The sequence below is a fragment of the Brevibacillus sp. HB1.1 genome, assembly GCF_013332445.1.
GTDB lineage: Bacteria > Bacillota > Bacilli > Brevibacillales > Brevibacillaceae > Brevibacillus > Brevibacillus porteri.
Genome location: NZ_JABMIV010000008.1, coordinates 128,057 through 155,001 on the forward strand (window position 1 = coordinate 128,057; position 26,945 = coordinate 155,001).

35 protein-coding genes and 2 pseudogenes are annotated in these 26,945 nt (G+C 43.9%); 12 read left to right on the top strand and 25 right to left on the bottom strand.

The features are described 5' to 3' along the window. Positions 1–67: 67 nt before the first annotated feature. The 5 genes from HPY27_RS20280 to HPY27_RS20300 all read right to left on the bottom strand — a co-directional run bounded on the left by HPY27_RS20280 (position 68) and on the right by HPY27_RS20300 (position 2,943). The gene (locus HPY27_RS20280) at positions 68–571 is read right to left on the bottom strand and encodes a CarD family transcriptional regulator (protein ID WP_017247639.1); all 504 of its coding nucleotides are present in this window, start codon (positions 569–571) and stop codon (positions 68–70) included. 102 nt (positions 572–673) lie between these two features. After that, positions 674–1,141, bottom strand: a complete 468-nt coding sequence (locus tag HPY27_RS20285; RefSeq protein WP_017247638.1) for a DMT family transporter — start codon at positions 1,139–1,141, stop codon at positions 674–676. A gap of 21 nt (positions 1,142–1,162) precedes the next feature. Then, positions 1,163–1,861: a Crp/Fnr family transcriptional regulator gene (locus HPY27_RS20290; protein WP_017247637.1), complete on the bottom strand. Its 699-nt coding sequence runs from the start codon at positions 1,859–1,861 to the stop codon at positions 1,163–1,165. A gap of 23 nt (positions 1,862–1,884) precedes the next feature. Then, complete coding sequence (locus tag HPY27_RS20295; protein WP_069850407.1) at positions 1,885–2,310, bottom strand: DMT family transporter; 426 nt, start codon at positions 2,308–2,310, stop codon at positions 1,885–1,887. Positions 2,311–2,448: 138 nt separating this feature from the next. Then, on the bottom strand, positions 2,449–2,943 hold the full coding sequence (locus HPY27_RS20300) for a DUF1648 domain-containing protein (RefSeq protein ID WP_017247635.1): 495 nt from the start codon (positions 2,941–2,943) through the stop codon (positions 2,449–2,451). Between the two features lie 314 nt (positions 2,944–3,257). Between HPY27_RS20300 and HPY27_RS20305 the strand changes: the two genes are divergently transcribed. The 4 genes from HPY27_RS20305 to HPY27_RS20320 all read left to right on the top strand — a co-directional run bounded on the left by HPY27_RS20305 (position 3,258) and on the right by HPY27_RS20320 (position 5,882). Further along, on the top strand, positions 3,258–3,446 hold the full coding sequence (locus HPY27_RS20305; RefSeq protein WP_017247634.1) for a hypothetical protein: 189 nt from the start codon (positions 3,258–3,260) through the stop codon (positions 3,444–3,446). Positions 3,447–3,656: 210 nt separating this feature from the next. Further along, complete coding sequence (locus HPY27_RS20310; protein ID WP_026042976.1) at positions 3,657–4,448, top strand: DUF2935 domain-containing protein; 792 nt, start codon at positions 3,657–3,659, stop codon at positions 4,446–4,448. A 201-nt stretch (positions 4,449–4,649) separates the two neighbouring features. Next, positions 4,650–5,537: a discoidin domain-containing protein gene (locus HPY27_RS20315; protein WP_174225813.1), complete on the top strand. Its 888-nt coding sequence runs from the start codon at positions 4,650–4,652 to the stop codon at positions 5,535–5,537. Between the two features lie 192 nt (positions 5,538–5,729). Beyond that, positions 5,730–5,882 carry a hypothetical protein gene (locus tag HPY27_RS20320; protein ID WP_170831622.1) on the top strand — a complete coding sequence of 51 codons (153 nt, stop codon included), beginning with the start codon at positions 5,730–5,732 and terminating at the stop codon, positions 5,880–5,882. A 585-nt stretch (positions 5,883–6,467) separates the two neighbouring features. Here HPY27_RS20320 and HPY27_RS30165 read toward each other — a convergent pair. The 11 genes and pseudogenes from HPY27_RS30165 to HPY27_RS20375 form a co-directional block, all read right to left on the bottom strand. Beyond that, a pseudogene (locus HPY27_RS30165) lies at positions 6,468–6,641 on the bottom strand (glycoside hydrolase domain-containing protein); the annotation flags it as partial. 47 nt (positions 6,642–6,688) lie between these two features. Then, positions 6,689–6,835: an XkdX family protein gene (locus HPY27_RS30625; RefSeq protein ID WP_174225814.1), complete on the bottom strand. Its 147-nt coding sequence runs from the start codon at positions 6,833–6,835 to the stop codon at positions 6,689–6,691. Beyond that, entirely contained in the window at positions 6,781–6,957 is a 177-nt protein-coding gene (locus HPY27_RS20335) for a hypothetical protein (protein ID WP_174225768.1), read from the bottom strand. The genes HPY27_RS30625 and HPY27_RS20335 overlap by 55 nt, the downstream gene beginning before the upstream one ends. Positions 6,958–6,985: 28 nt before the next feature. Continuing rightward, positions 6,986–7,360: pseudogene (locus tag HPY27_RS20340) on the bottom strand (sigma-70 family RNA polymerase sigma factor); the annotation flags it as partial. Positions 7,361–7,545: 185 nt separating this feature from the next. Further along, on the bottom strand, positions 7,546–8,100 hold the full coding sequence (locus HPY27_RS20345; protein ID WP_174225815.1) for a GNAT family N-acetyltransferase: 555 nt from the start codon (positions 8,098–8,100) through the stop codon (positions 7,546–7,548). 383 nt (positions 8,101–8,483) lie between these two features. Next, a complete protein-coding gene (locus tag HPY27_RS20350) occupies positions 8,484–9,143 on the bottom strand; it encodes an anti-sigma factor (protein WP_254612949.1) in 660 nt (219 codons plus the stop codon). 59 nt (positions 9,144–9,202) lie between these two features. Continuing rightward, positions 9,203–9,748 carry an RNA polymerase sigma factor gene (locus tag HPY27_RS20355; protein ID WP_174225817.1) on the bottom strand — a complete coding sequence of 182 codons (546 nt, stop codon included), beginning with the start codon at positions 9,746–9,748 and terminating at the stop codon, positions 9,203–9,205. A 96-nt stretch (positions 9,749–9,844) separates the two neighbouring features. After that, positions 9,845–10,333 carry a hypothetical protein gene (locus HPY27_RS20360; RefSeq protein WP_017247625.1) on the bottom strand — a complete coding sequence of 163 codons (489 nt, stop codon included), beginning with the start codon at positions 10,331–10,333 and terminating at the stop codon, positions 9,845–9,847. 38 nt (positions 10,334–10,371) lie between these two features. Beyond that, positions 10,372–11,175: an extracellular solute-binding protein gene (locus HPY27_RS20365; protein WP_173622481.1), complete on the bottom strand. Its 804-nt coding sequence runs from the start codon at positions 11,173–11,175 to the stop codon at positions 10,372–10,374. Between the two features lie 255 nt (positions 11,176–11,430). Further along, a complete protein-coding gene (locus HPY27_RS20370; protein WP_017247623.1) occupies positions 11,431–11,745 on the bottom strand; it encodes a hypothetical protein in 315 nt (104 codons plus the stop codon). Positions 11,746–12,185: 440 nt separating this feature from the next. After that, on the bottom strand, positions 12,186–13,685 hold the full coding sequence (locus HPY27_RS20375) for a recombinase family protein (protein WP_174225818.1): 1,500 nt from the start codon (positions 13,683–13,685) through the stop codon (positions 12,186–12,188). A gap of 245 nt (positions 13,686–13,930) precedes the next feature. Here HPY27_RS20375 and HPY27_RS30630 point away from each other — a divergent pair, with 245 nt between their 5' ends. From HPY27_RS30630 to HPY27_RS30640, 3 genes are all read left to right on the top strand, one after another. Continuing rightward, positions 13,931–14,035 carry an IS3 family transposase gene (locus HPY27_RS30630; protein ID WP_174225819.1) on the top strand — a complete coding sequence of 35 codons (105 nt, stop codon included), beginning with the start codon at positions 13,931–13,933 and terminating at the stop codon, positions 14,033–14,035. 252 nt (positions 14,036–14,287) lie between these two features. Continuing rightward, positions 14,288–14,533, top strand: a complete 246-nt coding sequence (locus HPY27_RS30635; RefSeq protein WP_174225878.1) for a DDE-type integrase/transposase/recombinase — start codon at positions 14,288–14,290, stop codon at positions 14,531–14,533. Beyond that, the gene (locus HPY27_RS30640) at positions 14,467–14,634 is read left to right on the top strand and encodes an IS3 family transposase (RefSeq protein WP_100169671.1); all 168 of its coding nucleotides are present in this window, start codon (positions 14,467–14,469) and stop codon (positions 14,632–14,634) included. Before HPY27_RS30635 ends, HPY27_RS30640 begins: the two co-directional genes overlap by 67 nt. A gap of 188 nt (positions 14,635–14,822) precedes the next feature. Here the strand turns inward: HPY27_RS30640 and HPY27_RS20395 are convergent, their stop codons facing one another. The 4 genes from HPY27_RS20395 to HPY27_RS20410 all read right to left on the bottom strand — a co-directional run bounded on the left by HPY27_RS20395 (position 14,823) and on the right by HPY27_RS20410 (position 17,475). Beyond that, a complete protein-coding gene (locus HPY27_RS20395) occupies positions 14,823–15,008 on the bottom strand; it encodes a hypothetical protein (protein WP_017247620.1) in 186 nt (61 codons plus the stop codon). A gap of 249 nt (positions 15,009–15,257) precedes the next feature. Beyond that, positions 15,258–15,845, bottom strand: a complete 588-nt coding sequence (locus HPY27_RS20400) for a hypothetical protein (RefSeq protein WP_017247618.1) — start codon at positions 15,843–15,845, stop codon at positions 15,258–15,260. A gap of 132 nt (positions 15,846–15,977) precedes the next feature. Beyond that, positions 15,978–16,178 (bottom strand): hypothetical protein, encoded by a 201-nt coding sequence (locus HPY27_RS20405; protein WP_174225820.1) that lies wholly within the window; start codon positions 16,176–16,178, stop codon positions 15,978–15,980. Between the two features lie 106 nt (positions 16,179–16,284). Then, positions 16,285–17,475 carry a hypothetical protein gene (locus HPY27_RS20410; protein ID WP_174225821.1) on the bottom strand — a complete coding sequence of 397 codons (1,191 nt, stop codon included), beginning with the start codon at positions 17,473–17,475 and terminating at the stop codon, positions 16,285–16,287. A 369-nt stretch (positions 17,476–17,844) separates the two neighbouring features. Between HPY27_RS20410 and HPY27_RS20415 the strand changes: the two genes are divergently transcribed. Further along, positions 17,845–18,255 carry a hypothetical protein gene (locus HPY27_RS20415; protein WP_173622475.1) on the top strand — a complete coding sequence of 137 codons (411 nt, stop codon included), beginning with the start codon at positions 17,845–17,847 and terminating at the stop codon, positions 18,253–18,255. 143 nt (positions 18,256–18,398) lie between these two features. On the opposite strand, the gene HPY27_RS20420 is transcribed toward HPY27_RS20415, so the two are convergent. Both HPY27_RS20420 and HPY27_RS20425 read right to left on the bottom strand, forming a co-directional pair. Beyond that, positions 18,399–18,935, bottom strand: a complete 537-nt coding sequence (locus HPY27_RS20420) for a sigma-70 family RNA polymerase sigma factor (RefSeq protein WP_254612950.1) — start codon at positions 18,933–18,935, stop codon at positions 18,399–18,401. A 127-nt stretch (positions 18,936–19,062) separates the two neighbouring features. Beyond that, positions 19,063–19,623 (bottom strand): hypothetical protein, encoded by a 561-nt coding sequence (locus HPY27_RS20425; protein WP_174225822.1) that lies wholly within the window; start codon positions 19,621–19,623, stop codon positions 19,063–19,065. 111 nt (positions 19,624–19,734) lie between these two features. Between HPY27_RS20425 and HPY27_RS20430 the strand changes: the two genes are divergently transcribed. Continuing rightward, positions 19,735–19,932 (top strand): hypothetical protein, encoded by a 198-nt coding sequence (locus tag HPY27_RS20430; RefSeq protein ID WP_174225823.1) that lies wholly within the window; start codon positions 19,735–19,737, stop codon positions 19,930–19,932. 20 nt (positions 19,933–19,952) lie between these two features. Here the strand turns inward: HPY27_RS20430 and HPY27_RS20435 are convergent, their stop codons facing one another. From HPY27_RS20435 to HPY27_RS20445, 3 genes are read right to left on the bottom strand one after another with little or no spacing between them, the layout of a single operon-like run. After that, the gene (locus HPY27_RS20435; protein WP_254612951.1) at positions 19,953–20,447 is read right to left on the bottom strand and encodes an ankyrin repeat domain-containing protein; all 495 of its coding nucleotides are present in this window, start codon (positions 20,445–20,447) and stop codon (positions 19,953–19,955) included. 13 nt (positions 20,448–20,460) lie between these two features. Continuing rightward, entirely contained in the window at positions 20,461–20,889 is a 429-nt protein-coding gene (locus HPY27_RS20440; protein WP_017247611.1) for an immunity 22 family protein, read from the bottom strand. 56 nt (positions 20,890–20,945) lie between these two features. Then, positions 20,946–22,271, bottom strand: coding sequence for an SMI1/KNR4 family protein (locus HPY27_RS20445; RefSeq protein WP_174225824.1), 1,326 nt, complete (start codon positions 22,269–22,271; stop codon positions 20,946–20,948). 184 nt (positions 22,272–22,455) lie between these two features. Here HPY27_RS20445 and HPY27_RS20450 point away from each other — a divergent pair, with 184 nt between their 5' ends. From HPY27_RS20450 to HPY27_RS20460, 3 genes are read left to right on the top strand one after another with little or no spacing between them, the layout of a single operon-like run. Beyond that, positions 22,456–24,156: a molecular chaperone HscC gene (locus tag HPY27_RS20450; protein ID WP_174225825.1), complete on the top strand. Its 1,701-nt coding sequence runs from the start codon at positions 22,456–22,458 to the stop codon at positions 24,154–24,156. Beyond that, positions 24,156–26,150 (top strand): J domain-containing protein, encoded by a 1,995-nt coding sequence (locus tag HPY27_RS20455; RefSeq protein WP_174225826.1) that lies wholly within the window; start codon positions 24,156–24,158, stop codon positions 26,148–26,150. Before HPY27_RS20450 ends, HPY27_RS20455 begins: the two co-directional genes overlap by 1 nt. Before the next feature lie 20 nt (positions 26,151–26,170). After that, entirely contained in the window at positions 26,171–26,863 is a 693-nt protein-coding gene (locus tag HPY27_RS20460) for a DUF1266 domain-containing protein (protein WP_174225827.1), read from the top strand. Positions 26,864–26,945: the final 82 nt, after the last annotated feature.

Here is a 26,945-nt window from a genome sequence, read left to right on the forward strand (position 1 = left end):
GGACATACAAAAAAGGGGGCGATTGTAGTAACAATCACTCCCCTTGCTTACCTCATATGAACAAAATTTATGGCACAATCTCAGACATTTCTTCTGGGCATACAGCTTGCTTGAGCATCTCTGTTGCCTGATCTGTATTTACGTCTTTTACCAGTTCAATCTCACTAATGAGGAGCTGCTGCGCATTATCCAGCATCACTTTGTCACTCGTTCCCAATACTTTTTCTTTACTCATGCCAACCAAATCACGAATGACCTCAGATTGCTCGTAAATATCGCCACTCTTCATTTTCTCTGTATGAAGCTTGTAGCGCTGCGCTGCATTCAAGGTGGTGTCGCGTTGCCCCTCTCGCATGGCGGCCAAAACATTCTCCAGAATGTCGGCTTCGACCACCTTTCGAATACCAAGAGCGGACATCTTTTCAACCGGGACCATGATGTTTAACTCTTTCAGCAGCATGTTGAGCACATAATAGAGGTGTTTTTCACCCAGAAATTCTTTCTCCTCCATCGCCTCGATTACGCCTGCCCCGTGCATCGGATAAAAAACCTTGTCTCCAACTTGAAACATACGTCCACCTCCTTCAAAGCAATCTATATCCATTATAGCACAAATATTGAATTTAAAATTTTTTATTTTATCATGACGTTTAAAATTAAGTCAACAAAAAAATTACATCTTACTTATTGAGCGATTCTGTTGCCATTCGCCGCCTAGTTTAAATACGATCACACCGCCGACAATGACCAGAACCCCTAACAATTGCGTAAAAGTAATCGGCACTTGAACCAGCCCTAACCAGCCGATTGAATCCGACCATAAAGCGAAGCCAAGCTGGGCAGTGAGAACGATGGAGATGGCATACGTTGGGCCAAGCAGTCTCATCCCTTGCACCAGACAAAAGACCACCCCAACGCCGATCATGCCACTGAACCAGTACCACGGCTGCATAGATGGAAGTGAAAACAACTGAGTTCCTTCGAAAATGAGACCCATCGTCAAAGAAGACAGAAATCCCATCCCAAGCACAAGTGTCGTCGTAGACCATGTTCCTGCCTGTTCACTTACTTTCCTGTTGAAAATATTTTGCAGGCTGACCAACAAGCCAGCCAGTAACGCGAAGAATAGCCCGACTACCATGATTTTGACACTCCTGTCTCATTATTCATTCGGAGTCTCGCTCGCCATTTTAGCTAAACCTTCCCGATCCTTGATCAGAAGGAATCCATTGGCACGCTCAATCAGTCCCTCCTTGCAGAACTGCTGGATGACCCGATTCAAATGTCTGTAGCTCGTTCCGATCATATTCGCTGCATCCAAGAGATTGCTCGTACTGATCTGTTCTTTGTTGGCAGGATTCCACTCTTCTATCGAAACGGACAACAAATAACGAGCAAAACGTACTTCTACTGGGTACAGAAGGTTGATACTTAATGAGTTGGACTTTACACAAAATTTATGCGTAATGATTTGCAGTAAAAATTGCAGGAGTGGAGCGTAGTCTGTTCCGTATTTTTTTAACCAGCGATAATGAATTCCGATCATCAGAACAGTCGAGGCCGCTTCCACCGAATTTAGATAAGGAATTCCCCTTACATACTCAATATCTCCGATCACTTCAAGCGGTTTTTTAAAGGAAAGGATCAGGGTTTTTCCTTCGGGGGAAGTCGTAAAAATCTTTACTTTTCCCTGCACCAAAACGTACAGATGACAGGCTGATTCGCCTTGAGCACAAATGAGCTCCCCTTGATCAAATTGATACAAGGACAAATGCGGCAGAAAAGGCTCATGAAAAACAGACGCTAACTGATGGGCATGGAGATAATCTTGCAAAAGCTCACGATTTTCGATTTCCTTCATTCCTCTGTTTCACCCTCTCGTCATCAGGCCCTCAGTATCAGTACCCCCAGAATCATCATCCCGATCCCGATAAAATGCGGTAGCCTCATCTTTTGTTTATCAACACCGAACCACCCATTACTGTCAATGAGAAAAGTCAGACTAAGCTGCGCAATCAAGAGGGCTGAAATCGTCATGGTTACCCCGATATGGTGGATAGCCGTAACATTGCTAAAAATGATAAACGCGGCGAATGCCCCACCTGTCAAATATAACGGTTTCACTCGCCTGTATGCCTGCCATTTTCCATCTCGAAAAATCAACAGGAGTAAAAAAGCCGTGAGGAAGCCCGTTAACTGAGTAAGTGTCGCGGTTTGCCAAGTACCAATATCTTGACTGATTCTTGAATTCGCTACACCTTGCAAGGTAATGAAAACACCGCCCAAAATAGCAAAAATAATTCCTTTCATCCTCTCACCTCACACTGATCTGTTCCTAATTAAAAAGGATCGCAAGGTGGATAGGGAAGGACATATGTCCTCATGATTTTCGTTACAAAAAACAAAGGAGAGGACCTTCCCGTTAGAAGGACCTCTCGCTCATTCTTCTCATTGAATCTTCTTTTGTTTCACGATTCCTATCACAAGCAGAACGATCATCCCAATGATGGTGATCGGCAGAAACCACTTCCCAAAGCCGCCTCCCCATCCTAGAGCAATGGAAACCGACTCCAACAAGATTACGGAAAAAATAATTAAGCAGCTATTTTTTATTTGGTTCACGATTTTTCGACTGTGCAAATAAAACTGATCGGCATTCGATTCAGTGAAGCGTGCCGGATAGTTATGGAGCTCCGGATGTTTTTCGAGTACCTGCATGAGGAAAATGATAAAGACGCCAATCCCAGGTAAAAGAAGCAGTTCCCATTTTGAGCCCCAGCGATCTACTTCCCCCAAAGCATTGTAATGGGCAGGCACCTCGTCAGGAAGCTGATTCCAGACAAAGACTAAAAAGAGAAGTGATCCCACGAAAAATAAACAACCAACTACATCCCATAACCATTCGCTGCCTGTCTTTGGTATATCTATGATTGGTCGCTTCATATTCTCCCCCCTTACTGCTGCTCCTCCTACAAGTATTTTACCATTAATGTTTATTTGCGAGTCAAGGTCAATCCGTCACACACTTCTGGGCGATTATGCCCGCTTTATTTTTCAATCACTCACTCCGAATGAAGAGCAGGCGATTGAAAGAGCCGTATACATCGAGTAGAGGATTAACCTTTTTCAGAACAGGGCGAAAGCTAAAGGCTTTACGCCTCTTTTTCATTCCTTCTTTGCGATATCCACTCATGCATAAGCAAGCAGGAAGCTGTCCTCATATCCTATAAAGTACCAACCGTTAAGGGGGAAGTGTCATGGATCCGATTGAGCATCATAGACAGCGAATGCATCACCACATGAGGCAAGCAGAACGTTATCGCTCTTTAGCTTTTGAACATCGCCATGATCGCATGCGTCATCATACCTTTAGAGAAAGAGAACACTTCCATCGCATGCGGGCCCATCACCACAGAACGCAAATGCATTCGATGCGTCGTTATTAACTTGGAAAACTCCCGTTATTGGGAGTTTTTTTTATGGGACAAGCGAGAAAACGCCCGAAACAATCGTATGGAGAAATGGGCTTGGTTCGGATGTGGATTCTGTGCTCATGCCCATTCACGAAACTGGGTAAACGCATAGACATACATCATGTGTGATCAAAAGTGGAAAATGGGCTATGATCCGCCCACATCCTTATGCGGAGGTACTATATGACAAATGTTTTTGTTGAACGCTCGTTAGAGGAAATACGTTTTTGGTCTCGCATCATGAAAGAACACTCCCTGTTTCTCAAATTAGGCTTTAACTGCGAAGACACAAAATTGATTGAAGAAGCGAATCGCTTTTACAGCATTTTTGAAGAAATTGAAAGCCAAGCCCTGGCCTTTTCTTCTGACGTAGACCCCCAACGAATCTATGACTTTAATCAAATGGTTCACAATGCCGTTTCGTATATTTGGGCCTTTAAACGCAAAGTACTCGGACTCATTATTCGTTGCAAAATCGGTGGTAACAACTTTCCGCTGTTGGTCGATCACACAAGTAGAGAGGCTGCCTATTTTCGGAATCGATTAGAACAACTGAATACGGGAAACCTTGATCCCTTACCAGATGCGGTGATTAATGAAAATGTCTTCTTCCTACGAATCATGGCTGACCATGCGAAATTTATTAACCATTTGCTCGATCCTTCCGAAAGAAAGCTAGTGGATCAGGCTAGAGAGTTTAGTCATGATTTTGATCAATTATTGTTCCAAGCTCAGGATCTAGATTCCATGCGCCCCCAGTCTCAAACGAAACCGCTACTGAATCAATTTGTCGATCAAAATCGCGTATCCGTCCGTCAATTGCGTGACTTCAAAAAAACAGCTCGTGATCTGATTGAGGAATGCAAAATTAAGAGCATAATCCCCCCATTGCTCGCTGACCATGTGTTTAGAGAAGCCTCGCATTTTCTAGAGATTTTAGATGCCTTTGAGGTATCCCTTACACACACAAAATAGCTATCAGAAATAAGAATAACCCGTCTCCTATAAAAACAGGGACGGGTTTTGTATTTCTTGAACGACCTAAATAAAATTACAAATTTATCCTTTTATTTGTAATTTATTCCTTTTTATGTTTTGCTTAAACGAAAGAACTATACTATATTTTTATTGAAAATAGACAAATTATCCATTTTTAACAATTCAGGGAGGTTTTTGATGTTTTTAACAAAAAGGTATCGTAAGCAAATTTTTAGTTTGGCACTCATGTTTTCTATTCTATTTTCTGGTCAAAGCATTGGGCATGCAGAAGATCATAACTCAGTTGATTTAATTCCAACGATGACGAGTAACACATCACCTACAGGCATCGCAAGTGCGAATAACATTTGGAATGCAGAAAATGATGCATATAAAGCCTTCGACGATGATGAAAAAACCTCTTGGCATCCGGCCAATATTAGTCATTTCCCCTATTATTTGGGGTATGAGTTTCCAACTGAAACAGTAGTTGGAAAGTATACGATAAAATTAGCCTCTGACATGACATATAGACATTTAGAAGCTCCTACCACTTGGACGTTTGAAGGATGGAATGGTACGAACTGGATTACCCTTGACATAAAAACGAATATAACCGGATGGAAGCTTGGTGAGAAAAGAGAATTTACATTTGATAACTCCAAGCCCTATAAAGCGTATCGCTTCAATATTACTGCCAATAATGGGCATGGCAATACTCATACCGTAATTAGTGAAGTTGAATTCATGCAAGGAAATGCTGAGATGCCAGATCCAGATCCTAATCCAGACCCTAATCCAGACCCTAATCCAGACCCTAATCCCGATCCTAATCCCGATCCTCAGCCATCCGGTGATAACGCACTTCTTGTTATCAAGATGATCAGTGGACTCGAGAAAGAGTTTGAATTAACTACATCCGAAGTTCAAGACTTTATCGACTGGTATAATGGCCGTGCAGACGGACGTGGAAAAGAAACTTATATGTTCGATAAGGACTTTAACAAGGGGCCATTTACCGCTAGAAAAGATTATGTAGCATTCAGTAAGATCCAATCCTTTGAGGTCATGGAATATACCAAATAATACAACGAGGCACCTCCTATAAAACAGGATGGTGCCTCATCGTGTTGATATCTATACTGTCGATATTATCTGTGGCGACCTTCCTAATACCTTTTTTTGCGTCCATTTCCGTCACTTGAGAACACTCGTACAGTCAAAAGGAAAATTATGTTAATACCTTATTTTAGATCATTATAAAGGAGGAAATATCCCATGAAAAAGAAGAAATCTAATTCTAAGAAATACAAGAAAGTAAAAGGTCAATTGGTACAACATTCATCTTATTATCCAGCTCAAGCTGGAGGTTGTATCTGGATTTGCATGCGTCATGGGTGCGGTTGGTGGTGCCCAGAACCCGTTATGTAATGTGACCTTCTCCAAGAAACATCATGCTAAACACATTGGTTGCGTTATCACCACTCCCTGATTATTAGGGAGTTTTTCTTGTTACAATTCCTGGCACCAATTTAAAAATCTTGTGTTTAGTAAACATTGACTATCAAACAACAGACTGATGGCATTCGCTGTAGTGCATACAATCAAATCATCTGTTAAAATTGTTGCGAAAAGGAAAATACTGGTGATCGTTCATGAAAAATAGACCTCTTTGGTTCAATATCTTTTCAGTAGTTGCCCTTTCCATGGTAGTAGTGAACGTTTTTACACATGTGACTTTCTTACGAATAGTAACGATGCTATGCCTTGCCGTTGTCATGGCTTCTTTAGGAACATTTGAACGGAAGAAAAACCGTAAGTTCACAATGATTCCATTGTAAGATACTGGTATTCGACATTATGAGAATGATAAAAATGAGTAAAAAGTTTGTCTTATACACGTTCATTACAAGTTTCCTTTTAGTCGCTTTCACTCCGCTTATTTTTCCAGTGACCATTACTGATGTTAAGCAACTGAATCATGTGCTTATTGGAGCGCCATTTCCTTAAAAGTAACTAAAGGATTTGGAAAGCTGCTGCTTTTCCGTCCCTTCTGCCATTGATTGCTCCACCAGCAGCATCGTTTGTTCCCCGCTGAAAGACGGAGACCATTTGCATCCCAGCTACCGTGATCGCCTCCGCTTCTGCTCGTGTGAGACGTTTCCATTCATACTGCACAGGAACAAGATAGCGGCAGACAAATTACATACCCCACTGCCAAAGTCACTACAAGACGCTTATTGCACCGTTTCCTGCTGTTCTACTACCGATGCATCATATTTTTCACCGGTAATCCCTTCATATTGTTCGGGTGTTAATTTTCCTAGCTCTACAAACGGGTGACATCTTCTGCCGTATACTCGCCGAAACGATACAGCAAGCAAATAGAAAAGCCACCCGGCATCCGAGTGGCTTCATCCCTTTCACTTGTCTGTATGTTACTGGAATAAGCTTTTGTAATGAAATGTCCTTTCTTTGCAGAGAACGAACTACGAAATGCCTCCATCAAAATAGCGTCCTCCGCTGCGAAAAAACTACCGATTCTGCGGCTGTTTCGTCCGATAAAACTCATTAAACAACTTCATTAACGCTCGCTTTTCGATACGGGATACATACGAACGAGAAATGCCCAGCTCACGCGCAATTTCGCGCTGTGTCTTTTCTTTGTCCTGATCCAGCCCAAACCTGCCGATGATCACCTCTTTTTCGCGCTCATCGAGGATGTGGATGTGCTGGTAAATTTTATTGGACTCCAGCTTGAGCTGCACAGCGTCGACCACTTCGTCGGTTTCTGTGCCAAGGACGTCGATCAAAGTGATTTCGTTGCCTTCTTTGTCCGTTCCGATTGGGTCGTGCAAGGATACGTCTTTTTTGGTTTTTTTCAAGCTTCTCAGATGCATGAGGATTTCAATCTAAATGTCAAAAGGGGAGCATCGACAGATTTAGATGTTCATTGAAAATAAGGCAATAGACTGGAATCCTTGATATGCCGGGAGTTGTTTCAAGAAAAATTTATTCCCAAACTTGGGGAATGTCTTAAAGAAGCTGCCATTATTTCGGCTTTTTAAGACATATGCTGAAGATCAATCACTTATTAATCAAGCATGAGATACCAATAAATTGCTATCTCATCACTATCTTTATCTAGACCTCTGTAGACGTAGGAATCGAAACCTCCGATGACAAAACCACAACTTTCGTAGAATTTACATGCGCGGACATTATTACTTTGTGTCTCCAGCATGATTCCCGTCATGCCGCCTTCCTTCGTCCAGCATTTAGCCTGTTCGATTAGTTTTTTACCGACGCCGTATCCTCTATATTGCTTATCAACTTTGATATCTTCCACATAGGCATATTTGTTCCAATTTCTTTTCAAAACAATTTGACCCACAACTTGATTGTTTACGAGCGCTAAATAAATAATTTGATGGGGATTGCCGATATAGTTCGAATAATCCTCAACAGTATCTTCTTCAAGCTGTTCATCATCGTAGCTTTTATTCCTAAGAGGTCTCTCCATCACCGTATATCCGATTCGCTGTCCCATTAGTTGCAAGACAAGGGTAGAGTCTACGATAAAGCTCCCATCAATGTTTGCACCACACTCATCGTCCCCAGCTCTCAGTTCTCTAACTAAAATATCCATATTCGTCCTCCTATATTTTTATAAGGTGAGAATAGAGATAGCAAGGGGGACCACGGACTTAACGGAATACATATTGCTCCATCATTTTCATAACCTCCAAGTATTATGTAGCATTTAGATTCTTTAGATAATTGTACAAGCATTGCTTAGCAGGTGCGACAGCTTTATAATCGTTAAGCCCGTTAGCTTGATCACGCGTATAAACACTGCCTCGTTGTTCCTACTACTTCCGTTAATTATAGGGTGTTTCCTTTTCAATCAACTCACGAATCATGGCGGATTACACGAATCGATCTTGCTCTTGCCACACAGTAATATGCTCTTACAACACGTCAGTCCCGGCCCGCCTCGTAAAACTTCTGCGATAGGTTAGCCAGATATTTCTATGACCCGGCTATTTTTTCCCCCCTTGGTTGTCTGCTATTGGCGTCCGGTTCGACAGTGATGCCGATTTGATCAAAAGTCTGCCCTTCGGCAAGCTGGTAGGTCAGTATTCCGGATCCGTTTTCGTCCGGCTTGAATATGCCACCATTTTCCCTCGTGCTGTTTTTCAGCAGCCAAACCTGATAAACCTGTGAACCTTCGACGCCGGGCAATTCGTGAACCTGCACCACCAAATTTTTCTCTGATCCCTGCTGGACAATATAGGCGATGCCGTTTGTTCCCGGGTGGCTTTGATTGGCTGCTTTTAAGGGAATCGCCGTTAATATTTCAATGGGTATATTTTCGACATGACGATTTTTTACCTGTACATTCGCTATTCCAAGACCAATAAACGCGAGTAACAAGACGGCCACGATACTGGTTGAAACTGGAGTGAACTGGCTTTTGAGCCTCATGGCGAGCTTGCTCATCTTAGCCATGAATGTTTCCGTACCGCTTTTCCTTTTGTGCTCAAAAACAAACCCCAGCACCTCGCCTTTTAGCGATTCAGGCACCTCGATTTCGGTATAATCGAATGGCAAAGCATGCCAGGCCTGGGATAATTCCTGATATTCTTTCTTACACTCCGTACAATTCTTTAAATGTTCAGCAAAGGCCATGTGTTCGCTCTCCTTGAGCTCATTTGCTATATATGGAATTAACTGATCACAAACCCTTCTCATTTTAAATCCTCCAGTTCCAGATGCTTCCTCAATCCTTTAAGAGCCTGGTGAAGCCTGCTTTTAATCGTACCGAGCGGCTCTTGTTCCAGCTTGGCGATCTCTGAAAGAGAATACCCTTTCCAATAAAGCAAATCGATTAATTTTCTTTGCGCCGTCGGCAATTTGTTTTTCGCCATCGCAATATCATTCGTATTTACTCGTTGCTCGACTGCATTAGCAGGGTCAGCGATCTCTTCATGTTCCTCTTGATGGTGTTGCGTATGCCTCTTCTCTTTTCGGAGGTAGTCAATGCAAATATTGCGAGTAATCGTGAGCAGCCAGTTTACAAAGCTGCCTTGAGCAGGATCGTAATAGCAGTTTGTTGTCCATAGCCTCAAAAAGACCAACTGAATAATCTCTTTCGTCTTATCCTCATTCCCATTGCAAAACTTCATAACGAAGCCGTAAACAAGCTTTATATATCGATCATAGAGCTCCTCTAATGCGTGACCATTTTTTTCGTTTACCAATCGCATTAATTCCGCATCGTAATTTTCTTTCATGTGGCACTCCCTGCTTTTGGATAAAAATATATTGCCATAACACTATTTTAAAAGTAAAGATGGGAACGACCGCGACTAATCGTTCCCTGGGCAAGCTTATTCAAATGCTGTTTCGCTGTTTATGACAAACCATACATCTTTTACTCCTTGTCCGTTTACATCCCCTTTTTGCTGGTCTTTTGCAAAATAATAGAGAGGAAAGCCTTTGTACGTAACCTGCTTCTTCCCGTTGTCTTCTCTTGTGATCGTATCGAAATCCTTTTTGTCAAAACCTTCTGGGACGGCGAAATCCTCCTGGGTAAATGCCGGCCAGTTTGCCAGGCAGTCTCCGCTACAATTGCTTTTTCCTGCTTCGTCCTTTTTAAAGTAATACAGGGCCCTTCCCTGTGGGTCCGCCAGGTACTCTCCAGCTTTCTCATTCTTCAAAAGCTGGAGGCTGTCAACCGGGGCTTGTTCCGATTTAGTTGGTTCCGTTTGGGCTTGATCGGGTTGAACCGTCTCTGTTTTTACCTCCGTGCTTTTTCCACAGGCAGCCAAAACAAAAATAATCGAAAGTATCGCAAGGGTAAAAACTGCTTTTTTCATGTATGTTCCTCCCATTTTTTTAGATGTATGACTCGACCTTACTTCCAGCCCCATTTTTGAAAGATTTGGTGAGATTTTTCCGTTCTTAAATAATCAATAAATTGCTGTGCCTCTTTTTTCTGATCAGTGATTTTCGTCAGAGCGATCGGCGTTCCACGATAGAGCTTTTCTTCTTCGGGCAGTTTGACCAGGTCAGTCACATCCTGGAGCCGGTAATGCCACGATTCATAGGTAATCCAGGCGTCCAGGCTGTCATTCGATTTCCATCGTTCAATGGCTTCGGCACTCGACTTTACAGAAAGGTTAATATTTTGGGAAATGCCTTCGATCAGCCCTTTTCTGCCTGCCAAGTCTTCCCACAGGCCAAGCTGGCCAGCCCCATTCACATCGATTATTTTTACTCCCTTTTTCGTTAAATCCTCCAGGCTTTCAATCTTCTTAGGATTTCCTTTCCTCACCAAGATTCCTGCAGCACGCGGGTAAAGCTCCGTACGTGATTTAGTGTCGATCATTTCGGGGTGGTTAAAGATGAAGTCCTGCAACATATACACGGAGCCGCCGAAAATAATATCTGCATCTTGCTTTGCTTGGCCGATCCAATTGCCCTCTGGTCCGGCTGTTACTTCCACCTTCATTCCTGTTTCAGCTGAAAATTGTTCAGCAGCTTCCTTGATCGGTCCAAGTGGTCCACCTGGTCCGTACACCCGGATGACTTTATTACTTTGGCTGGCATTTGATGTTGCCTGGGACGCCTGCTTACCGTCCATTTGTGCATAGGCTGACATTCCAGCAGCTGTAAAGACAAAGAGCAGTAGAGCTGCTAGAAACACGGTCTTCTTCATGATTCTTCCTCCATTTCACACATGTTTTTTAACGGTACTATCAAAGGAAACGAAGGGAGGCTGTAAACGGTTTGATTGTAATCGCAAAATAGTTAGAAAGTTTCATAAATCTATGGAGAACTAGTCTGGTAAAGAATAAAGAAAGATCGCCACACAACCTATGCCAGCTTGGCCAGGTTTTACGGAAGCCTCAAGACGATCCATGGTCTGTTAACATAAATAAAAAAGCCCACAATTTGTGGGTTTTTTGTTACGTTACTTTTTTTGTGTAGGTGTAGCAGCAGGAGCTACTTTTTCCACTTTCTTTTCGACCTTCTTTTCTGAATGCCTGATTGGTCGAGCCATAAATTCAAATACAATGTACCCCATAAAAGCACACAACAATATACCAAGCTGACTAACGGCTTTTAACAAATACTCATTTGAAAGTTGGGTCGCTTGAACAGCAGAAGTATTAGCCCCAAGTTCTACATTAAAGCGGTAACTACTTTGTAATCCACTGAGGTCTGAACCTGTTTTAAAAACCAATAATAGCATGACGATACGGAATAGCCAGATAAAATAGCGCAATGATATCTCTCCCTATGGTTATGATTCTACAAATCTTTTCCCTTTATTTTGGAAGTTCAAACGCATGTTAGTTATTGTGGAGAATGCTTACAAATTAATATGACATTGGTAATAACAAAAAAGCCCACCTTATAAAGAGGCAGGCTTTTGACTTAGAATAAACTCATTTGTTCCGATCCGATTGGTGATACCTCCCCCTCTTCAACAAGGTCTATTTGTAAGGTCTGCTCCCCAAGAACGCTAATGTCCGTCCGCTTATTCCACTCATACCAGGAAGCGCGAAATTGATTTGAGCTGATTTTTTCCTCGTACAACAGGGTTATGACTATATTTCTAATATTTCTGATTGGAGAATTGTAACTATCGGCGGCTCTGTCTAACGCTTTATTTTCCGGTCTAACTCTTAATTTTTCAGTCCACAACTTTATTTACTCAGAACATTAGAACGTGAATATCTCCACACCCTCTTCGAAAACTCTTACTTCCCTAACCACATGACGGATCAGCTCTCTTTTATCCTCAAAGGTGAGCTCATCCTGAGCTTTTGATAAATAAAATTCAGCAGCTTCTTGAATCAAGTTGCGGCTAGACTCATAATCGACCTGCTGTTTCGTTTGTTCCAGCAGCTCGTTTAGACGCTGATTCAGTTTATCTTCCTTCTCCTTCAGTTCTTTCAACTCCTGGCGAATATCTTCTTCACCAATATCTCCTTCACCAGACGCAAACAATTTAAGCAATCTCTTGCGTCCTATTTTTGTTTTTTCGAGTTCCTTTTGCAATCGCTCCAACTCCACTTGCTCGAATGGAGTTTCCACTTTATCTTCCACTACCGCCGCAATCTCATCAGGATTATTCAACCAGGACGCAACCGCTTCCCAAACCTGATTGTCCAATTTCTCACATCTTACACGACGACCGCACCCCTTAGTTTTTGCACCTGCTGTATTCTTAACATCAATATACTCAAAAACATGCTGGCTCCAGTTTTTCGCTTTTCTTCCTGACATCGTATTTCCACAGGACCCACAACGTACTAGGCCGCTTAAGAGGTACTCGTTGAAGCTCCGTCCCGCCCATCTTCTTCTGGATTCCTTTAGTAGTCGCTGGGCATGTTCAAATTTCACTTCGTCAATAATGAATGGGCAGGGTAAAGATATCCACTCTTCTTTTGGGCGCATTTTCATACGGACTTTCTCATCTAGCTGGCGAAACTGATTACCCAGCATCCCTTCTGTATTCCACTTATTTTGATAAAATCTCCCCACGTACGCCTCATTCATCAACATCTGTCGTACCACCTGACGATGCCATACGCTCGCACCGCGCTTTGTAGGGACTCCTTTATTGGTTAAATAAACAGCTATCCCATTGATACCTTGAACTAGCTCGTTGGGCTGAGTAAACAGATCGAATACTAGTCGCACTACTGCTGCCTCAGCTTCATTAATTACGATCTGTTCTTTCTCTGAATCATAACTGTATCCATATATTTGAAAGTCACGGAGAACGCGGCCTTGTCTTGCCTTTTCTCTTCTCCCACGACTCATACGTTCATTAATTTTTGCCTTCTCAAATTCAGCGATCGCTCCACGCATGCTATAAAAGAGTTGACCTTCAGGCGTTTTTGCATATTCGCCATTCACGAACACAAGCTCTATACCACGCTTATCAAATTCATCTGTAATAAGCAGCTGGTTCATTAGCTTACGCGATAAACGGTCAGGGTCCAGACAAACAATTTTTGTAATGACTCCATCTTTCACATCTTGTCTTAGCCTTGAGAGAGCCGGACGATCTAGAAACTCGCCAGATACATCATCTATGTACTCGGCAGCTTCACTCGTCGCTGCCTTTTTCCTGCATTCCCTTACCTGATCGTCGAGGCTGAACCCGCTTTTCGCCTGCTCCTCTGTACTCACTCTGGCATATATTCCGATCATACGGCTTCTCCCTCCTGTATTTTCCTAATAAATAGTGGTAACAGGCGGAACGAATACTGTCAGTAGAACTGCCCGGTATCATCTTTACATTCACCGTTCATCCCCTCCTGTCGAGAAGATATGCGTGAACGGCTTGTCAAAAGTAGTGGAGAAACATGAAAAACCCGTCTCCTCAAAATGAAGTGCACCCCTTAAAGTAGACAGTGGAATAACCCCTGTGGTTCACCCATGAACTTTAAGGGTCTTTGAAAGAGAAGATCAGGTCGCTCTATAAGCAAAGGAAAGGAATTTACGGCTACCGCAGAATCCAAGCAGAACTAGTACGTCAGTATGGCTGTAAAGTAACCTAAAAAAAGTGTTACGGTTGATGCAAAATTTGGGGATAAAAGCAGTTATTCGTCGTAAATGAGCCTATATCACCACTTTTCGAGCCCATTGTATCCGATGGACGTGTAGCCGAAAACATGCTAAATCGTGACTTCGTTGCTCAAAGACCAAATCAAAAATGGGTAACTAACCTTACCCAATATCGAATCGGAGATGAACGCATCTATCTCTCAGCCATTAAAGATTTGTGTACGCGCTAAACGGTTGCCTATCATATCAGCTCTCGAAACGACAATGCGCTAGTTCTTGAGACTTTCAAGAAAGCATTTAAAACACAAAAAGACGTGACTGGTGTGATCGTTCACAGCGATCAGGGTCACCAGTACACGTCCCATGCATACCACGACATGCTGCCTACGGTTGGCGCCCAGATCAGCATGTCACGACGAGGTAATTGCCTAGACAACTCCTCGATGGAAAGCTTCTTTTCTCATTTGAAAACCGAAGCTCTAAATCCCTAAGAAGAATTGAAGAATATATCCATTTTTACAACGACGAACGTCTTCAACTGAAATTAAAAAAGCTGACGCCTAGTGAATTTAAGCGTCAGTTAGCAGCCTAACGGCCTTGTTTTTTCTTACTGTCTCCGAAATGGGGTCTTGACCATTCTTAAACAAAGGTCTTTTCTTTTCTTTTCTTTTCTTCCAAATCCGATTTTCTGCTGCGTGAACATTAGGTACCGCTACCTGAGTGTATCCAGTAAATAGAAAAGCTGTAGTCAATGCGACTGCTAGTAACGATTTAGTTATTTCATTTTTTTTTACCCTTCTTGCCTCCACCTTTATTATCCAGATAAATAATCCCAAAAGCCACCACAACTGTGAGGACTACAACAATCTTTCTGCTTATTCCCATGCTAACGTCAAGATCAAAAAAACTGAAAGCTAGCAGCACCAGAAGTAAGACCAAAAGAATTTTTCTGATAATATCACTCACCTCAAATCATCGTTCTCTTAATCATAATAATAGTAATTAATTGAAAATATTGCAAAAACGTCGACACAAATTATAAAACTTTGTAAAATCATGAACGCTTAGTATGAATAAACAGGAGTCAGCTCGAATCCTTTACTCTTTTTCCATGTACGATTTTTCGCTTGGATATACGCGGTAAGCCCTACAACTGCACCCACTGTCTCACCTCCAAATAGAAAAACCACCTAAATAAGATGGTTTTCGCTTTTGCTATGTATTAGTTAATACTCTCATAAACTCTACAGGAACCTCTTCGTTCTCCAGTCTTATCGAATAGAATACCATTTGTTCCACTCTTCTACTTTCTCTTTTCAAAACAAATCCATTGTGACTAACCTGATCTGTATCTTTCTCTATGCTTGTTTCTGTTATTTGCTTGATTTTTTCATTGGATTCATCTAATGTCCAGCCTGCCGCAGTGGTTATCATCTGGGCTGATGCAACTGCCTTTTCACTCGCGTTCTCATTAAACTTTGGATCCAAAACCGACATTACCAGAACCTGAACTAACTTGTTCTCGTTTTTGTTTACAACTAATCCGAATGCATGAGTACTGTCCTCAGAAAAAGTAAAATATGTCTTGAATCCGTTACCTTCGTCACGTTCGAACCATTTTGATGAAGCTTTAAGATTTGGGAACGATTGCGAATTTTGATACCAGTCAGACGTATTGGTCAACTTATCTTTTATTTCACTAGTAGATTCGCCAAATACCTCAACCAAGGTCTTTTCTTTATCCGATACATTAGAACAGCCAGCTAAAAGCAGAAATACTAATAAAATTAAAATCTGTCTCATATATACTACTCCCTCCTGTCTACATTCTACCTCTCCTACCAAAAGGCGTCAGTCCATATAATTCGAGTGCATACGACAAAATGTGACTTTCTTCCTCTCCCCAGCCCCCTATCGCTCGGGAGAAGGAGAAAGCTATGTGCTAACTTTCTCCTCTTCTTCTGCTTCAATTGCTTGGCAAGCCATAATGAGCTTTTGCATATAAGGATCGACCTCATAATCTAGGTTGTCTGCTGGTCGTCCTCTGCCGTTGAGAAATGCCCGACAGAGGTGGCTTGATTCTCCAGCGGTTCGAACTGGACGAAAGACTTTTACAATCTCGTCCGACTGGCGCACTACATTTCACCCACCTCCATGAAAAAAGCACCACACGGGTGCTTTTGTTCGATAATTGTATATAGATAATTAGGAATGGCCCTCCCCAACCGTTCTCGTCGGACGCTCACCGAATATGATCTAGTACGCTTTTCATAACCTGCGGCGAGTCCTGCCGATCGAATAAATTATAGCGGGCTTTGACTGTTTGAGAGACCTGATTCAGCGCTTTTTGGCTCTTCGTTTTCCGGTACTCGCTCACAAGTTTGACAAAGGAGGGATGCCGGATTACGTCTGTTCGCCAGTCCCACACGCGCGGTTTTTGGACTTCTAGCCGGACCTGTTCCACCATCTCAATTACTTTAGGTGCAAGAGAGGCGCTGAACTGCGTTTCGGCCTTCTTCTTCTCCGGAAGATCAGACAGCATCACATAGTTGGGAAGGGAAGACATTGGCTTGTTGTTAACAAGCAACAATTCGCCCGAATAGTTGTGCACGGTCTCTAGCAACAAGTCTTGATTGACTTCGTATTGAAAATACTCCCATCCAGTCGCAGTTTTTTTGCTCGGCAAAAACAGATGGATGAAGTTGAGCATTTCTGTGTAGTACGGCTGCGATTGCGGATACACATACCCTTTTGCATCGACCTGGAATCCCGGCACTCCCACCTCTACTGCCCAGCGGACCGCTTCACTTTGGCTGTCCTTGGGAGCTACACTCCCCTTGTAAGGCCTAACTTTTTTGTACATGCGGTACAACGTCTCCGCAACAAATTGCTTCGTAAGCCGTTGGTCATTCAGGTCCTCAGGCAGTACGTACCCCGCCTGGACAAGTGCGTTTATCCGCGCTTTTAGTTCCACTTCTCCCCGCTTTTGCCGTAGCTCGCCTTCCCATTGGCCAGAGGCTTGCTGCTGCTTTATTTGCTTGCTGATGGCGGCCGGATCGTAACCTTGGGGATAGACGGGATCCAATATTCCGATCTCATTGTACAAGGTCAGCAAATACCCATCTTTAGAGACACTGAATTCATCGATCATGAAACCGCGCGGCGTGTCTGTACCGTTAAGTTCGCCGACGATTTCCGTGAGGCTTTTTCTGTTTTTGTCCAGGATGTTTGCGGGATGCGGATTTTTGATCTTAAGCGCATCTTTTAGGAGAGAATGAAAAACTTCTTTTTCTTCCAGCGTATGAACCGTGGGCAAATTGTAGGCAATGCGATAGGATGCCGCCGTTGCCGCTCCTGCTTCTTGAATTGGATAGGCGATCTGTCCGACAGACAGAACGGCTGCGATTGCAGCGGTGAACACAACCTTTTTCATGGATTTTGTTCCCTCCTCAGTGTGGTGGCAAACGTATCGGAATTTGATTCACGGGAGTTTGCAAATACATTTGATAGACGAACGCTTCTTGAATAAAGTTACATCTCACCCATGATTCCCCTGAGATACTCAACCTTCGGGCAGAGGTCTCCTCCGCAAGCCACCCCCATTGATGTCCTTTACTAATTTAGGCAGTTAGACTAATCTACACACTTTCAAAAATTATTTGAACATTATTTCGCAAAAAGAAATTGTAACAAAAAATTAAAATTTCCATATATTTACACATATTGGAAAAAGGTGTATATTGTGGTTGTCCAAACAAACCTGTTTTGTATCGGGCGCAAGAAAATAGAAGGAGTGGTTAGAATGAAGAAGTTTATTACTGCTTTCGCAACACTGGCATTATTGACTTCAGCGACACCTGTATTTGCGCAAGAGGGACAGCAGCTTGCACCAGTTACCAATGTTGCCAGCACGAAAAAAGCATCTGATAAACAAGCGGTAAAGCCTTTCGCTGAGTTTGTCACCATAAACTTATATTGGAATCAACCACCAACTGCAACAAGATTTGAAGTTATTGTTACAAACGTTACAGATGGTTATGTTTTGGAAAAAAGCCGACAAACATCTACAGAATTTTCGGCTCGTAGCTTAAGAGTTGGAAATCATTACAGTATTATGGTTCGTGCTTTAGACCAGTTCGGTAATCAAGTCGGACAATCATGGTATAAAGATTTTGAAGCAAAACAAAATGACAATTGGCGTTTTTGGTTTTAATTGGTTGATGATGTAAGTTCAAGCGTGGAGATTGTTAGACTGTCGATTTTTCGACAGTCTTCTTCTTTTCAAATAAAATAATGATACTGTTCTTAGAGTTAGTTTGCTTTAGTACCTATTTTGATTTTTCACTAATCCGCTTTTTATTGGTGGAGAATCTGGACCAGGTGCTCGTCCAAAAAGCAAGAGTGGGTTCGGCGTTCAGAAATATCAAAACGGAAGCATGATTGATGGCCTAACATACGATGAATGCCCAAATCACTTGATAACAGTTTAAAGGGACCATAAGGGTCCCCTTTTTCATAACTCTTCATCACAAGACACCCTTTTGACTTTAATATCTCATTCTCAATACAACGCGCAGCATACGTAGCCAGCTTGGTGCCCTTATCCACCTGATAACTCTCGATTGCTTTGATTAATCCAATGGTACCGATGGAAATCAGATCTTCACTGTCCTCACCTGTGTTCTCGAATTTCTTCACAATATGCGCCACCAAACGCAAATTGTGCTCAATCAGCTTGTTACGGGCGTAAGGGTCGCCTTTGGCCATGAGTCGGAGGTACTTTTCTTCTTCGGTGTCCTGAAGCGGTTGCGGGAAGGCATTGTTCTTGACATAAGCCACGAAAACAAGAAGTTCTTTAAAAACAAGGGAAAGCGCCGCGATAATGCTGGACATGGCTGCCACCTCCACGTCTGGAATAGCTTACTTCTATCCTTATGTGGGCGGTCGCCTATATGTGCATGTACGTTAAAATAACCGAGTCAGTAAGCGAATCCTTCATTGTTACAAAAGACGAAATCGATTAGTGGTTGATTAAACGAAGGTAAATGAACACAAGCGAGTCAGATATTCCAAAAACCGCATGGTCATCCCAGTCGTCTTTTATAGAAATAATTTCAAGATTACTTAATTGCGGTTGCAACATTTGAATAAACTCCTCAGACACACCATCTTCTCTCAGTTCCTTATTCAAGTTTTCCATGTACTCTGTACGGTTCATCCGTTTTATTTGATTTGCATTTACATACTGTGGAAAAATATAGGTATGTAGAATATGAGCGATCTCCTCTTTTGAGAAATCATCCCCATAAAGATCGGACCAACTCTCCCAATGATGGACATACTTTTTAAAGACACCTACAAAGGCATCTTCCCATGACATGAATTGTTTTCTTGGAGCAAATACCAAGGTACCCGTGAAGCCGCCTTGCTTAACATATTGATTAAGTCTACCATCGAGAATCAAAACGCTATCCAATGGAAGATAGATTACGTAAATCTCCTCATGACTTAATTGAGAGTGTAACCATTTTTCGGCGAACACCTCTGTGTATTCAACTAAGTTTCTTATTTTGTCGGGCATATGCGCCTCCCTATTTGTTTTCATTACAATATTTTTAAAATATTACATTTTTTGGTGAAATAATCCAAGCGAATTGACAAATCCAAACCAAACTGATTGGAGTGAACGCGCATGCTAGAATTTGGTGCCGTATCGATCGAATGGGTTACTGTGCTCTTTCAGCTCTTTATCTTCTTCATGCCTATAGCACTAGTCATTGCTTGCTGCTTGTTCATCGTAAAACGCACAGCAACCAAGCAAAAAGCCATCGACGAGCTGGAAAAACGCGTCGCAACACTCGAGCAAGAAATAAAGCGTCCGAAATCATAACGGACGCTTCCCTTTTTCCCCTATTCAAATAAAGCCATCATCTCTTCGTCTTCTCTCTCACGTGCTATATCGTATGGTGTTTGCCCCTCCATGTCCTTTTTGTTAGGATTCGCACCTTTAGCCAGCAGCAGCTCTACCACATCCACACGCTCCTCTCCATCCGCTACCTGTGTATGCAGCGGAGTACTTCCATCATGAGCGCTGGCATGTATGTCTGCACCGTGCGCGATTAGCGCCTCTGCGACCTCTGGATAGAGCGCGATATGCAACGGAGTAATACCCTCATCGTTTTTCCCATGGACATCTGCTCCCTGTGCGACCAAATACGCAATAAGGTCAACATCGTCTGTCATCACAGCGCCATGCAGGACGGAAAACTCATACTCATCCTTTTCATGCAGCAATTCCGGCTGTTTCGTGACGATCTTTTTTACGAGCTCAAGGTCTCCCACTTCAGCTGCATCATATAAATCTGCGAAATTGTAAGCCATATCTGTCTCTCCTTTCTTACGCATTCCTCCCTGCCCCTTACCGCTCCTCTGTCTCAAATACAAGTTTGGCGAGCAGGACCACCGGTGAATCTTTTTCTAACCCGCCCTCAGTGAGATCGAACAATTTTTCGTTAATCGGACCATAGCGTGATTCATTGCCGTACAGCAAAATGACATGGGGGTACTTGCCAATCTCCTCTGTTAGCTGTTTGGGCCATTCTTTTCTATCGAGCGTTGCATTCATCGCATATTCGTTTTCCAAATACGTGAAAAAGTCAGCTCTGGCTTCTGCATCCTGCACCTCATGCACTTCAAAAAAATCTTCGTCTACCCATTCAAGGCCTGACGCTGTTAAAAAGCCAGACGGTATCACATCCCCGTCCTCATCGTAAACCGGAGTCAGAAAATCCGCTAGTTCATCAGAAGACTGCAAGGTTGTTCCCCATACTGTTACCACATTTCTCATTGTCTTTCCCCCTTGGTCCATTCCTCTTGCACAAACACGGGTCAATGCCCCTTCGTCTAATGCTTTGCTGTTTCCAAGGAAGAGAGAATGCGATCTACACGCTCCTTTTCCTTGCGCAAAATGGCTTTCTCGTACGCTACATCCAACAACCGATTGATTTCTTGCCAATTCGCTTCACCAGAAGGCGACTCGCCACTCGTCAGCATTTTCCCCCAAGCACTTAACGCAATCTGCCGCTGTGCTTCATTTCCGTCCAGCCAGCGAATCAGATCATCCCATTGTGGACGTGACATCGCGAAAAGCTCATCCCAGCCTTCAATCGGGTACGCCACATGCGGTTCCATCCACAAAATGACTTCACGGGAGCGAAAGTGATGCAAATGACTGTTGGCAGCATAGCCTACCAGACATTCTTTTCTGGCAACAACTTCGTCCATCTCAGCCAAAACTCGCTGCAAGCCCTCTTCTTCTGGCAAACAAGCTGCCGTCACGTATGCACGTAGACTCGAGCCTATCCGTTCATAATGTGGCCCGGACTCCCAGAGCGAGCGCACCCACCCCTCTGCCTTTTTACCTACTGTCTCGACAATGAGCTGGCACCAGAGTAGCAGATTGCTTGATGAGGTTTCCTGCTCGATTTGCGCTACCCATTTATGCAAAACCGGCTCCCAACCGTACTGAGCAAATGCCTTTTGGATACGTGTATCTCCTGCACCATGCATTTTTGCAAACAAGACCAGCTTCTCGAAATCTTGCGCCGCCTCTTCAAAGGTGAGCGTTCGATAGATTTGCAGCCATTCTTTCCACTCTTGTGCGACTTGCCCCTCGACATCGAGCCCATCTGCACCAGCGAGTGCTTCATAATTCCAGCACTCTGCCCCAATACAGCCCAGCTCCGTGACTCGCTCTACGAACTCTGTGAAGCTTTTGCCGAGTAATTGGAACTCGTCTGTCTCATGCCCCCAAGAATAGACAGGTGGGTCATCCGCGCCTGTCGACAAATCGATGAGGAGCATGTCGCCATTACCGCCGACGTGAAAACAGAGATACCTTTTCTCGTCCTCACTCTCTTCCTCTCCGCCAAAGTACGGCCACTCAAATGCATCCAATGACCATCCCAAATCTCCACTGAGTGAAAAAGGATCTAACGCTCGAGATGGCAACGACCAATTTATTTGAACTTGACTGCTGCCCGCAAGCAAAATGGTACGGATCGTCGGGGGAAAGCTAACCCCGAGACTTTCCTCTCTTCTTTCGATTTCTTCCAGCGCCGCCGGTGGTTCTACCGTGAGCGGCCAAACCTGGGCACCTTGTCGCTCCATATCATACATAAGTAACTTCCACGCTTTAAACCACTTTTCCATTCGCTGCTCCATTGGCATAACGACCTCTCTCGTTTGTCGTTTTCTATCTTCCGAATTCTATTTCTATTTTCTTTATCTAAAATTCGATTTCATATCCTACTAAAGCACCAATTATATCCATTTTTTTCATGGTAAAATTATCTACAAAGTCTCTAATTTTACCGATATTAGTAGAAAAAACACGGAAATGAGGACCTAACTGATGACCACCATTGGAATTGATTTGGGCACGACGAACAGTCTGGTGGCCTACTGGACTGAGAATGGACCCGTGCTCATTCCAAACGCGCTCGGAGAAACACTGACTCCTTCTGTGGTCAGCGTCGATGAGAACGGCGAGATCTTGATTGGAAAAATCGCCAGAGAGCGCCTCTTAACACACCCAGATCGTACTGCTTCTACCTTCAAACGGTTTATGGGGACAGAAAAAAGATACCAACTGGGGAGATATTCTCTTTCTGCCGAAGACCTTTCCTCCTTTGTGATTAAATCTTTGAAGGCCGATGCTGAGGCTCATTTCGGGCACTCCGTTCACGAAGCGGTTATCAGTGTACCTGCTTATTTCAATGACACACAACGCAAAGCAACGAAACGAGCAGCAGAGCTCGCTGGACTGAAAGTAGAGCGTTTGATCAGCGAACCAACAGCCGCCGCGATCTCATATGGGCTCCATCAAGAGGAATCCGAGACACAATTCCTCGTATTCGATTTAGGTGGCGGAACGTTTGACGTTTCTATTTTAGAAATGTTCGAAGGTGTGATGGAAGTAAAATCAATCGCTGGAGACAACTTTTTGGGCGGCGAAGACTTTACCGATCTGATTGCCTCTTATTTTTTAGAAGCCCATCGACTCGATATCAACACGCTGGACAGCAAAACGCGTTCGTCCATCCACAAACAAGCTGAGCTGTGCAAGCGCGCCTTGTTTTCCGACCAAGAAGGGAAAATGAGTGTCAATATCCAGGGAGAGCTGGTTGAAACAACGCTCAGCCGGAATCAGCTGGAAGAACTCGCGTTTCCTCTGCTGCAACGACTGCGTCAGCCGATTGAACGTGCTTTGCGAGACGCTTCCATCTCACCCCGGGAACTGGACGCAATCGTGCTTATTGGCGGTGCGACACGGATGCCGCTTATCAAATCCATCGTTAGCAAGATATTTGGGCGCCTGCCCCATTCCCATATTAATCCCGATGAGGCTGTTGCATTGGGAACAGCGATTCAAGCAGCACTCAAGGAACGCAACGAGGCGTTAAACGAGCTTGTTTTGACCGATGTTTGCCCATACACACTCGGTACGGGTATTGTACAAACCATGGCAAACGGCAAACACGAGGATGGCTACTTCTTTCCGATCATCGAGCGCAATACGCCAATCCCGGTCAGTCGGGTAGAACGGCTATACACCGTTCTCGATAATCAACGCTCTATTCTCGTTGACGTGTATCAAGGGGAAAGCCGACGCGTCGAACATAACCTCAAGCTGGGCGAATTGAATGTAAAAGTTCCTCCTGCCAAAAAGGGCGAGGAATCTATCGATGTTCGTTATACATATGACATCAACGGGATTCTGGAAGTCGAAGTGACTGTCGTATCCTCAGGTGTCAAAACCAAGGCCGTCATCGAAAAAAATCCGGGTAGCCTATCAAAACAAGAAATTGAGGAGCGTTTCCAAGCTCTTCAAAACATTAAGATCCACCCTAGAGAGCGAACCGAAAATCGATTGCTTCTGGCAAAAGGCGAGCGTATGTATGAGGAAGCGTTGGGCGAAGACCGTATGATCATTGCGAATTACTTACGCCGCTTCGAAAGTGTCCTCTCCACCCAAAATGAAAGAGACATCGCCAAAGCAGCAGAAGAATTGAAGCAGCAGCTGGACATGTTTGAAGGGTGGAATGAGTATTAATGGGGATTTGGGAGATTCTCGGGATTGAACCGACGGACAATCCTGCCCAGATAAAAAAGGCGTATGCCAAAATGTTGAAGGTGCACAATCCGGAGGTTGATCCTGAAGGCTTTCAGCGATTGCGAGAGGCGTATGACCTCGCCCTGAAGTACACACGCAATACCAAGCGCAATCGAATGTTCGAAGAAACGCCCCTACCGGAAAGAAGACAGCCGAGACAGCTCGATGAGGGGGAGAATCATGAATCGGAAGAAGAAGAGCAGCCTAACTACGATCCACCGCAGCGACTCACCCTGTTTGACAGGTTTTTAGAGGAAACAACGCAAGAAGTGGTCTCTCAAGAAGAAATCCCCATTCCCCAGCGGTACGATTTCACGGAGAGCTACGCTCATTTCGAACGCTCCATGAACCCCAATGATATGGTGGAGCGTTTTTTCCGCCGTACGCAAGAGTTGTACGATAACTATCACGAACGAATCAAGCTTGAAAACTGGCGTGAGTTGCTGAATGACGAGGCCATGTGGAATGTCGGTTGCCATCAACTCATCGATACGCAATTTCTCCACTTTTTAGAAGAACACTATCACTTGCCTCATGAGGTGTGGAAGCTGCTCGATTCCCATTTTCAATGGCGGGAGAAATCGGAAAAGCTCGCAAGCCAGCTCTCAGGGCGTTTTGTCGCTTACCTGAACGGCCAGCTCAATCAGACCTTCACACTGCGTTACCACTCTTTTGAGAATCGCGAGGACTTGGATATTGAAGCGTTTCTAGAATGGCGCAGCGATGCGTTATTTGCCCTCATGGAAAATGATTGGGAAACGGCTCAGAGCTATTTGGCAAACGCCCATGCCCTGTACCCTCTTGATCCCGATTTGATCCGTTTACAGGGCGAATATTTTTTACGAACCGGAAATAAGAATCGTGCCTTTCATACCTTTGATCAACTGATACGTCTTGATCCAGATAACATCGATGCGTATTTGTATCGTGCCCGACTTTTTCTCGAAAAGGGAGATGCTGCTGATGCGATCAAAGATTGCGAGGAAATCCTCACTCGCATGCCAGAACTGTGGGACGCTCGCAGCTTGCTGGGGAAAAGTTATCTTCAACTGGGCGAATGGGAGAAGGCTCAAGAGGTTTTCCAGGAGATGCTTTCGCATAATCCCTCCGATATTGATGCGAAGATATGTCTGACGCAAATACAATTTCCGTTTAACAAGATGACCGAACCAACTGCGAACAAGCAAGCCAAAGCAGCTAGGAGAAAAACCTTACGCGTACTCGGGCTTCCTGGCAAGCTAGCAAGGTTCAAGCAATTTTTTGCCATCTACACGAGACGTAACATTTGGACGATTATTTTTCTCCTTCTGCTCCATTACGCTATGTTTGCTGTTGTATCCATGAAGCTGGAGATGACTTCGGAGCAGATATTTGACTCCTTGGTCAATAAATATAAGCCTGTCCCAATTGAGACGATGGACGAGTTGAAACAAACGCCTCTTGGCTACCAGGTGCAATTTACATTGACCAAAGCTTCTTATATCAATATGCTTCGCGTCTATGACAAAGAGAAGCATCCCGAGCCAAAAGCCGAGTTCATTCCTGCTGCCAAAGCCGAAGAGCGAGATCTGTTAAACTCTGACACCGGTTATGTAAATGTGGGTTATCTGGATCAACAAGCGATCATTGTCATTACGGACTACGATCATGCCAAAGAAATTCATGACAAACATTCCATTACGATGCGAGGAACGCTCCAGGCGATACCGGATGGTGAGATGTTACCTGTCATTGTGAATGCTTTGGACAAACGCAAGCATCCTCACAATGCAGTTCTCGTGACCGATATGTATATCAATGCCAAGCCTGACTTAGAAGAAAAAGGATGGACGGGATCATGGCTTCTGGGCATTCTCGCAATCATCTCCATGCTGTATTACATCCGCATCATTCGTGAGATTCCCAAAACTCGCAAAGCATTGACATTCCACTAAAGGAGGCAGAGAGGAATTCCATGACAAAAGAAGCAGAAAACGAAAAAGAGATCGACCCAAAATTAAGCCGCTACTTGCATGCTCTCTCCTCTGTTTGCTTAAATCAGAAGCAACTCGCGTATTATTTGGCCATCCACGAATACAACCGCCTGCGCGATACGTTTTTGCGGCTTCGAATTGATAACAGATGGGACACGGGAGATGCCGCCAAAACGCAAGAGCGCTTGACTTGGTTTTTGGAACATGGGCGAAGAGCTGAATTTGATCAGCATCGCCACGTATTATCTGCACTCAGCGCTGCCAATCGTTCCAACTACATCGAGTCCTTAAAAAAAGGCGACACGGAGTCAGCCCGGCAGTTGATCGTGTACTCGTATATGAACAGACTCCCACATGTCGGCATTGCCGCCTTTGATTACGCCTGGTACCTCATTATTTGCAAAGCAGGCGCCCAACAGTCCTATCTTCCCAAGGCGGATGCCGTAGAAAGCATGCTGGACGTAGCCAAGCGAATCCAACTCGCTTATTCGAGCTGGGAAGAGTATTTATTTGCGTATGCCTGTGGCAATCTTTTCGACGAAGCAGGGGCGTCCAAAAATACGAGTAAAGCAACCGAAGCTCATATTTTGAAGCTCCTGACGGGTAAGTACAGTCCGATCCGTGAATTTGACTGGAAATTTGATCTCACACCTTACCTGCCCTCACCCAATTAATCTCTCTGTAAAGGCAGGTTAATAGAAAGAAACTGGGGCTAGACACCGCTTTGCTGCCCCAGTAAGCTGGCTTCGCTCGCCG

What these genes read in the sequence shown, in the direction of transcription:
- HPY27_RS20425 (WP_174225822.1), bottom strand. Translation starts at nt 19,623, where the DNA reads ATGCCCGACAAAATAAGAAACTTAGTTGAATACACAGAGGTGTTCGCC.
- HPY27_RS20320 (WP_170831622.1), top strand. Translation starts at nt 5,730, where the DNA reads ATGAAAAAGAAGAAATCTAATTCTAAGAAATACAAGAAAGTAAAAGGT.
- HPY27_RS20445 (WP_174225824.1), bottom strand. Translation starts at nt 22,271, where the DNA reads ATGCCAATGGAGCAGCGAATGGAAAAGTGGTTTAAAGCGTGGAAGTTA.
- HPY27_RS20460 (WP_174225827.1), top strand. Translation starts at nt 26,171, where the DNA reads ATGACAAAAGAAGCAGAAAACGAAAAAGAGATCGACCCAAAATTAAGC.
- HPY27_RS20280 (WP_017247639.1), bottom strand. Translation starts at nt 571, where the DNA reads ATGTTTCAAGTTGGAGACAAGGTTTTTTATCCGATGCACGGGGCAGGC.
- HPY27_RS20360 (WP_017247625.1), bottom strand. Translation starts at nt 10,333, where the DNA reads ATGAAAAAAGCAGTTTTTACCCTTGCGATACTTTCGATTATTTTTGTT.
- HPY27_RS20350 (WP_254612949.1), bottom strand. Translation starts at nt 9,143, where the DNA reads ATGGCCTTTGCTGAACATTTAAAGAATTGTACGGAGTGTAAGAAAGAA.
- HPY27_RS20420 (WP_254612950.1), bottom strand. Translation starts at nt 18,935, where the DNA reads ATGTCCAGCATTATCGCGGCGCTTTCCCTTGTTTTTAAAGAACTTCTT.
- HPY27_RS20300 (WP_017247635.1), bottom strand. Translation starts at nt 2,943, where the DNA reads ATGAAGCGACCAATCATAGATATACCAAAGACAGGCAGCGAATGGTTA.
- HPY27_RS20400 (WP_017247618.1), bottom strand. Translation starts at nt 15,845, where the DNA reads ATGAGACAGATTTTAATTTTATTAGTATTTCTGCTTTTAGCTGGCTGT.
- HPY27_RS20295 (WP_069850407.1), bottom strand. Translation starts at nt 2,310, where the DNA reads ATGAAAGGAATTATTTTTGCTATTTTGGGCGGTGTTTTCATTACCTTG.
- HPY27_RS20305 (WP_017247634.1), top strand. Translation starts at nt 3,258, where the DNA reads ATGGATCCGATTGAGCATCATAGACAGCGAATGCATCACCACATGAGG.
- HPY27_RS20345 (WP_174225815.1), bottom strand. Translation starts at nt 8,100, where the DNA reads ATGGATATTTTAGTTAGAGAACTGAGAGCTGGGGACGATGAGTGTGGT.
- HPY27_RS20415 (WP_173622475.1), top strand. Translation starts at nt 17,845, where the DNA reads ATGAAGAAGTTTATTACTGCTTTCGCAACACTGGCATTATTGACTTCA.
- HPY27_RS20335 (WP_174225768.1), bottom strand. Translation starts at nt 6,957, where the DNA reads ATGGAGGCATTTCGTAGTTCGTTCTCTGCAAAGAAAGGACATTTCATT.
- HPY27_RS20315 (WP_174225813.1), top strand. Translation starts at nt 4,650, where the DNA reads ATGTTTTTAACAAAAAGGTATCGTAAGCAAATTTTTAGTTTGGCACTC.
- HPY27_RS20290 (WP_017247637.1), bottom strand. Translation starts at nt 1,861, where the DNA reads ATGAAGGAAATCGAAAATCGTGAGCTTTTGCAAGATTATCTCCATGCC.
- HPY27_RS20355 (WP_174225817.1), bottom strand. Translation starts at nt 9,748, where the DNA reads ATGAAAGAAAATTACGATGCGGAATTAATGCGATTGGTAAACGAAAAA.
- HPY27_RS20365 (WP_173622481.1), bottom strand. Translation starts at nt 11,175, where the DNA reads ATGAAGAAGACCGTGTTTCTAGCAGCTCTACTGCTCTTTGTCTTTACA.
- HPY27_RS20375 (WP_174225818.1), bottom strand. Translation starts at nt 13,685, where the DNA reads ATGATCGGAATATATGCCAGAGTGAGTACAGAGGAGCAGGCGAAAAGC.
- HPY27_RS20310 (WP_026042976.1), top strand. Translation starts at nt 3,657, where the DNA reads ATGACAAATGTTTTTGTTGAACGCTCGTTAGAGGAAATACGTTTTTGG.
- HPY27_RS20455 (WP_174225826.1), top strand. Translation starts at nt 24,156, where the DNA reads ATGGGGATTTGGGAGATTCTCGGGATTGAACCGACGGACAATCCTGCC.
- HPY27_RS20435 (WP_254612951.1), bottom strand. Translation starts at nt 20,447, where the DNA reads ATGCGTAAGAAAGGAGAGACAGATATGGCTTACAATTTCGCAGATTTA.
- HPY27_RS20430 (WP_174225823.1), top strand. Translation starts at nt 19,735, where the DNA reads ATGCTAGAATTTGGTGCCGTATCGATCGAATGGGTTACTGTGCTCTTT.
- HPY27_RS20440 (WP_017247611.1), bottom strand. Translation starts at nt 20,889, where the DNA reads ATGAGAAATGTGGTAACAGTATGGGGAACAACCTTGCAGTCTTCTGAT.
- HPY27_RS20285 (WP_017247638.1), bottom strand. Translation starts at nt 1,141, where the DNA reads ATGGTAGTCGGGCTATTCTTCGCGTTACTGGCTGGCTTGTTGGTCAGC.
- HPY27_RS20410 (WP_174225821.1), bottom strand. Translation starts at nt 17,475, where the DNA reads ATGAAAAAGGTTGTGTTCACCGCTGCAATCGCAGCCGTTCTGTCTGTC.
- HPY27_RS20450 (WP_174225825.1), top strand. Translation starts at nt 22,456, where the DNA reads ATGACCACCATTGGAATTGATTTGGGCACGACGAACAGTCTGGTGGCC.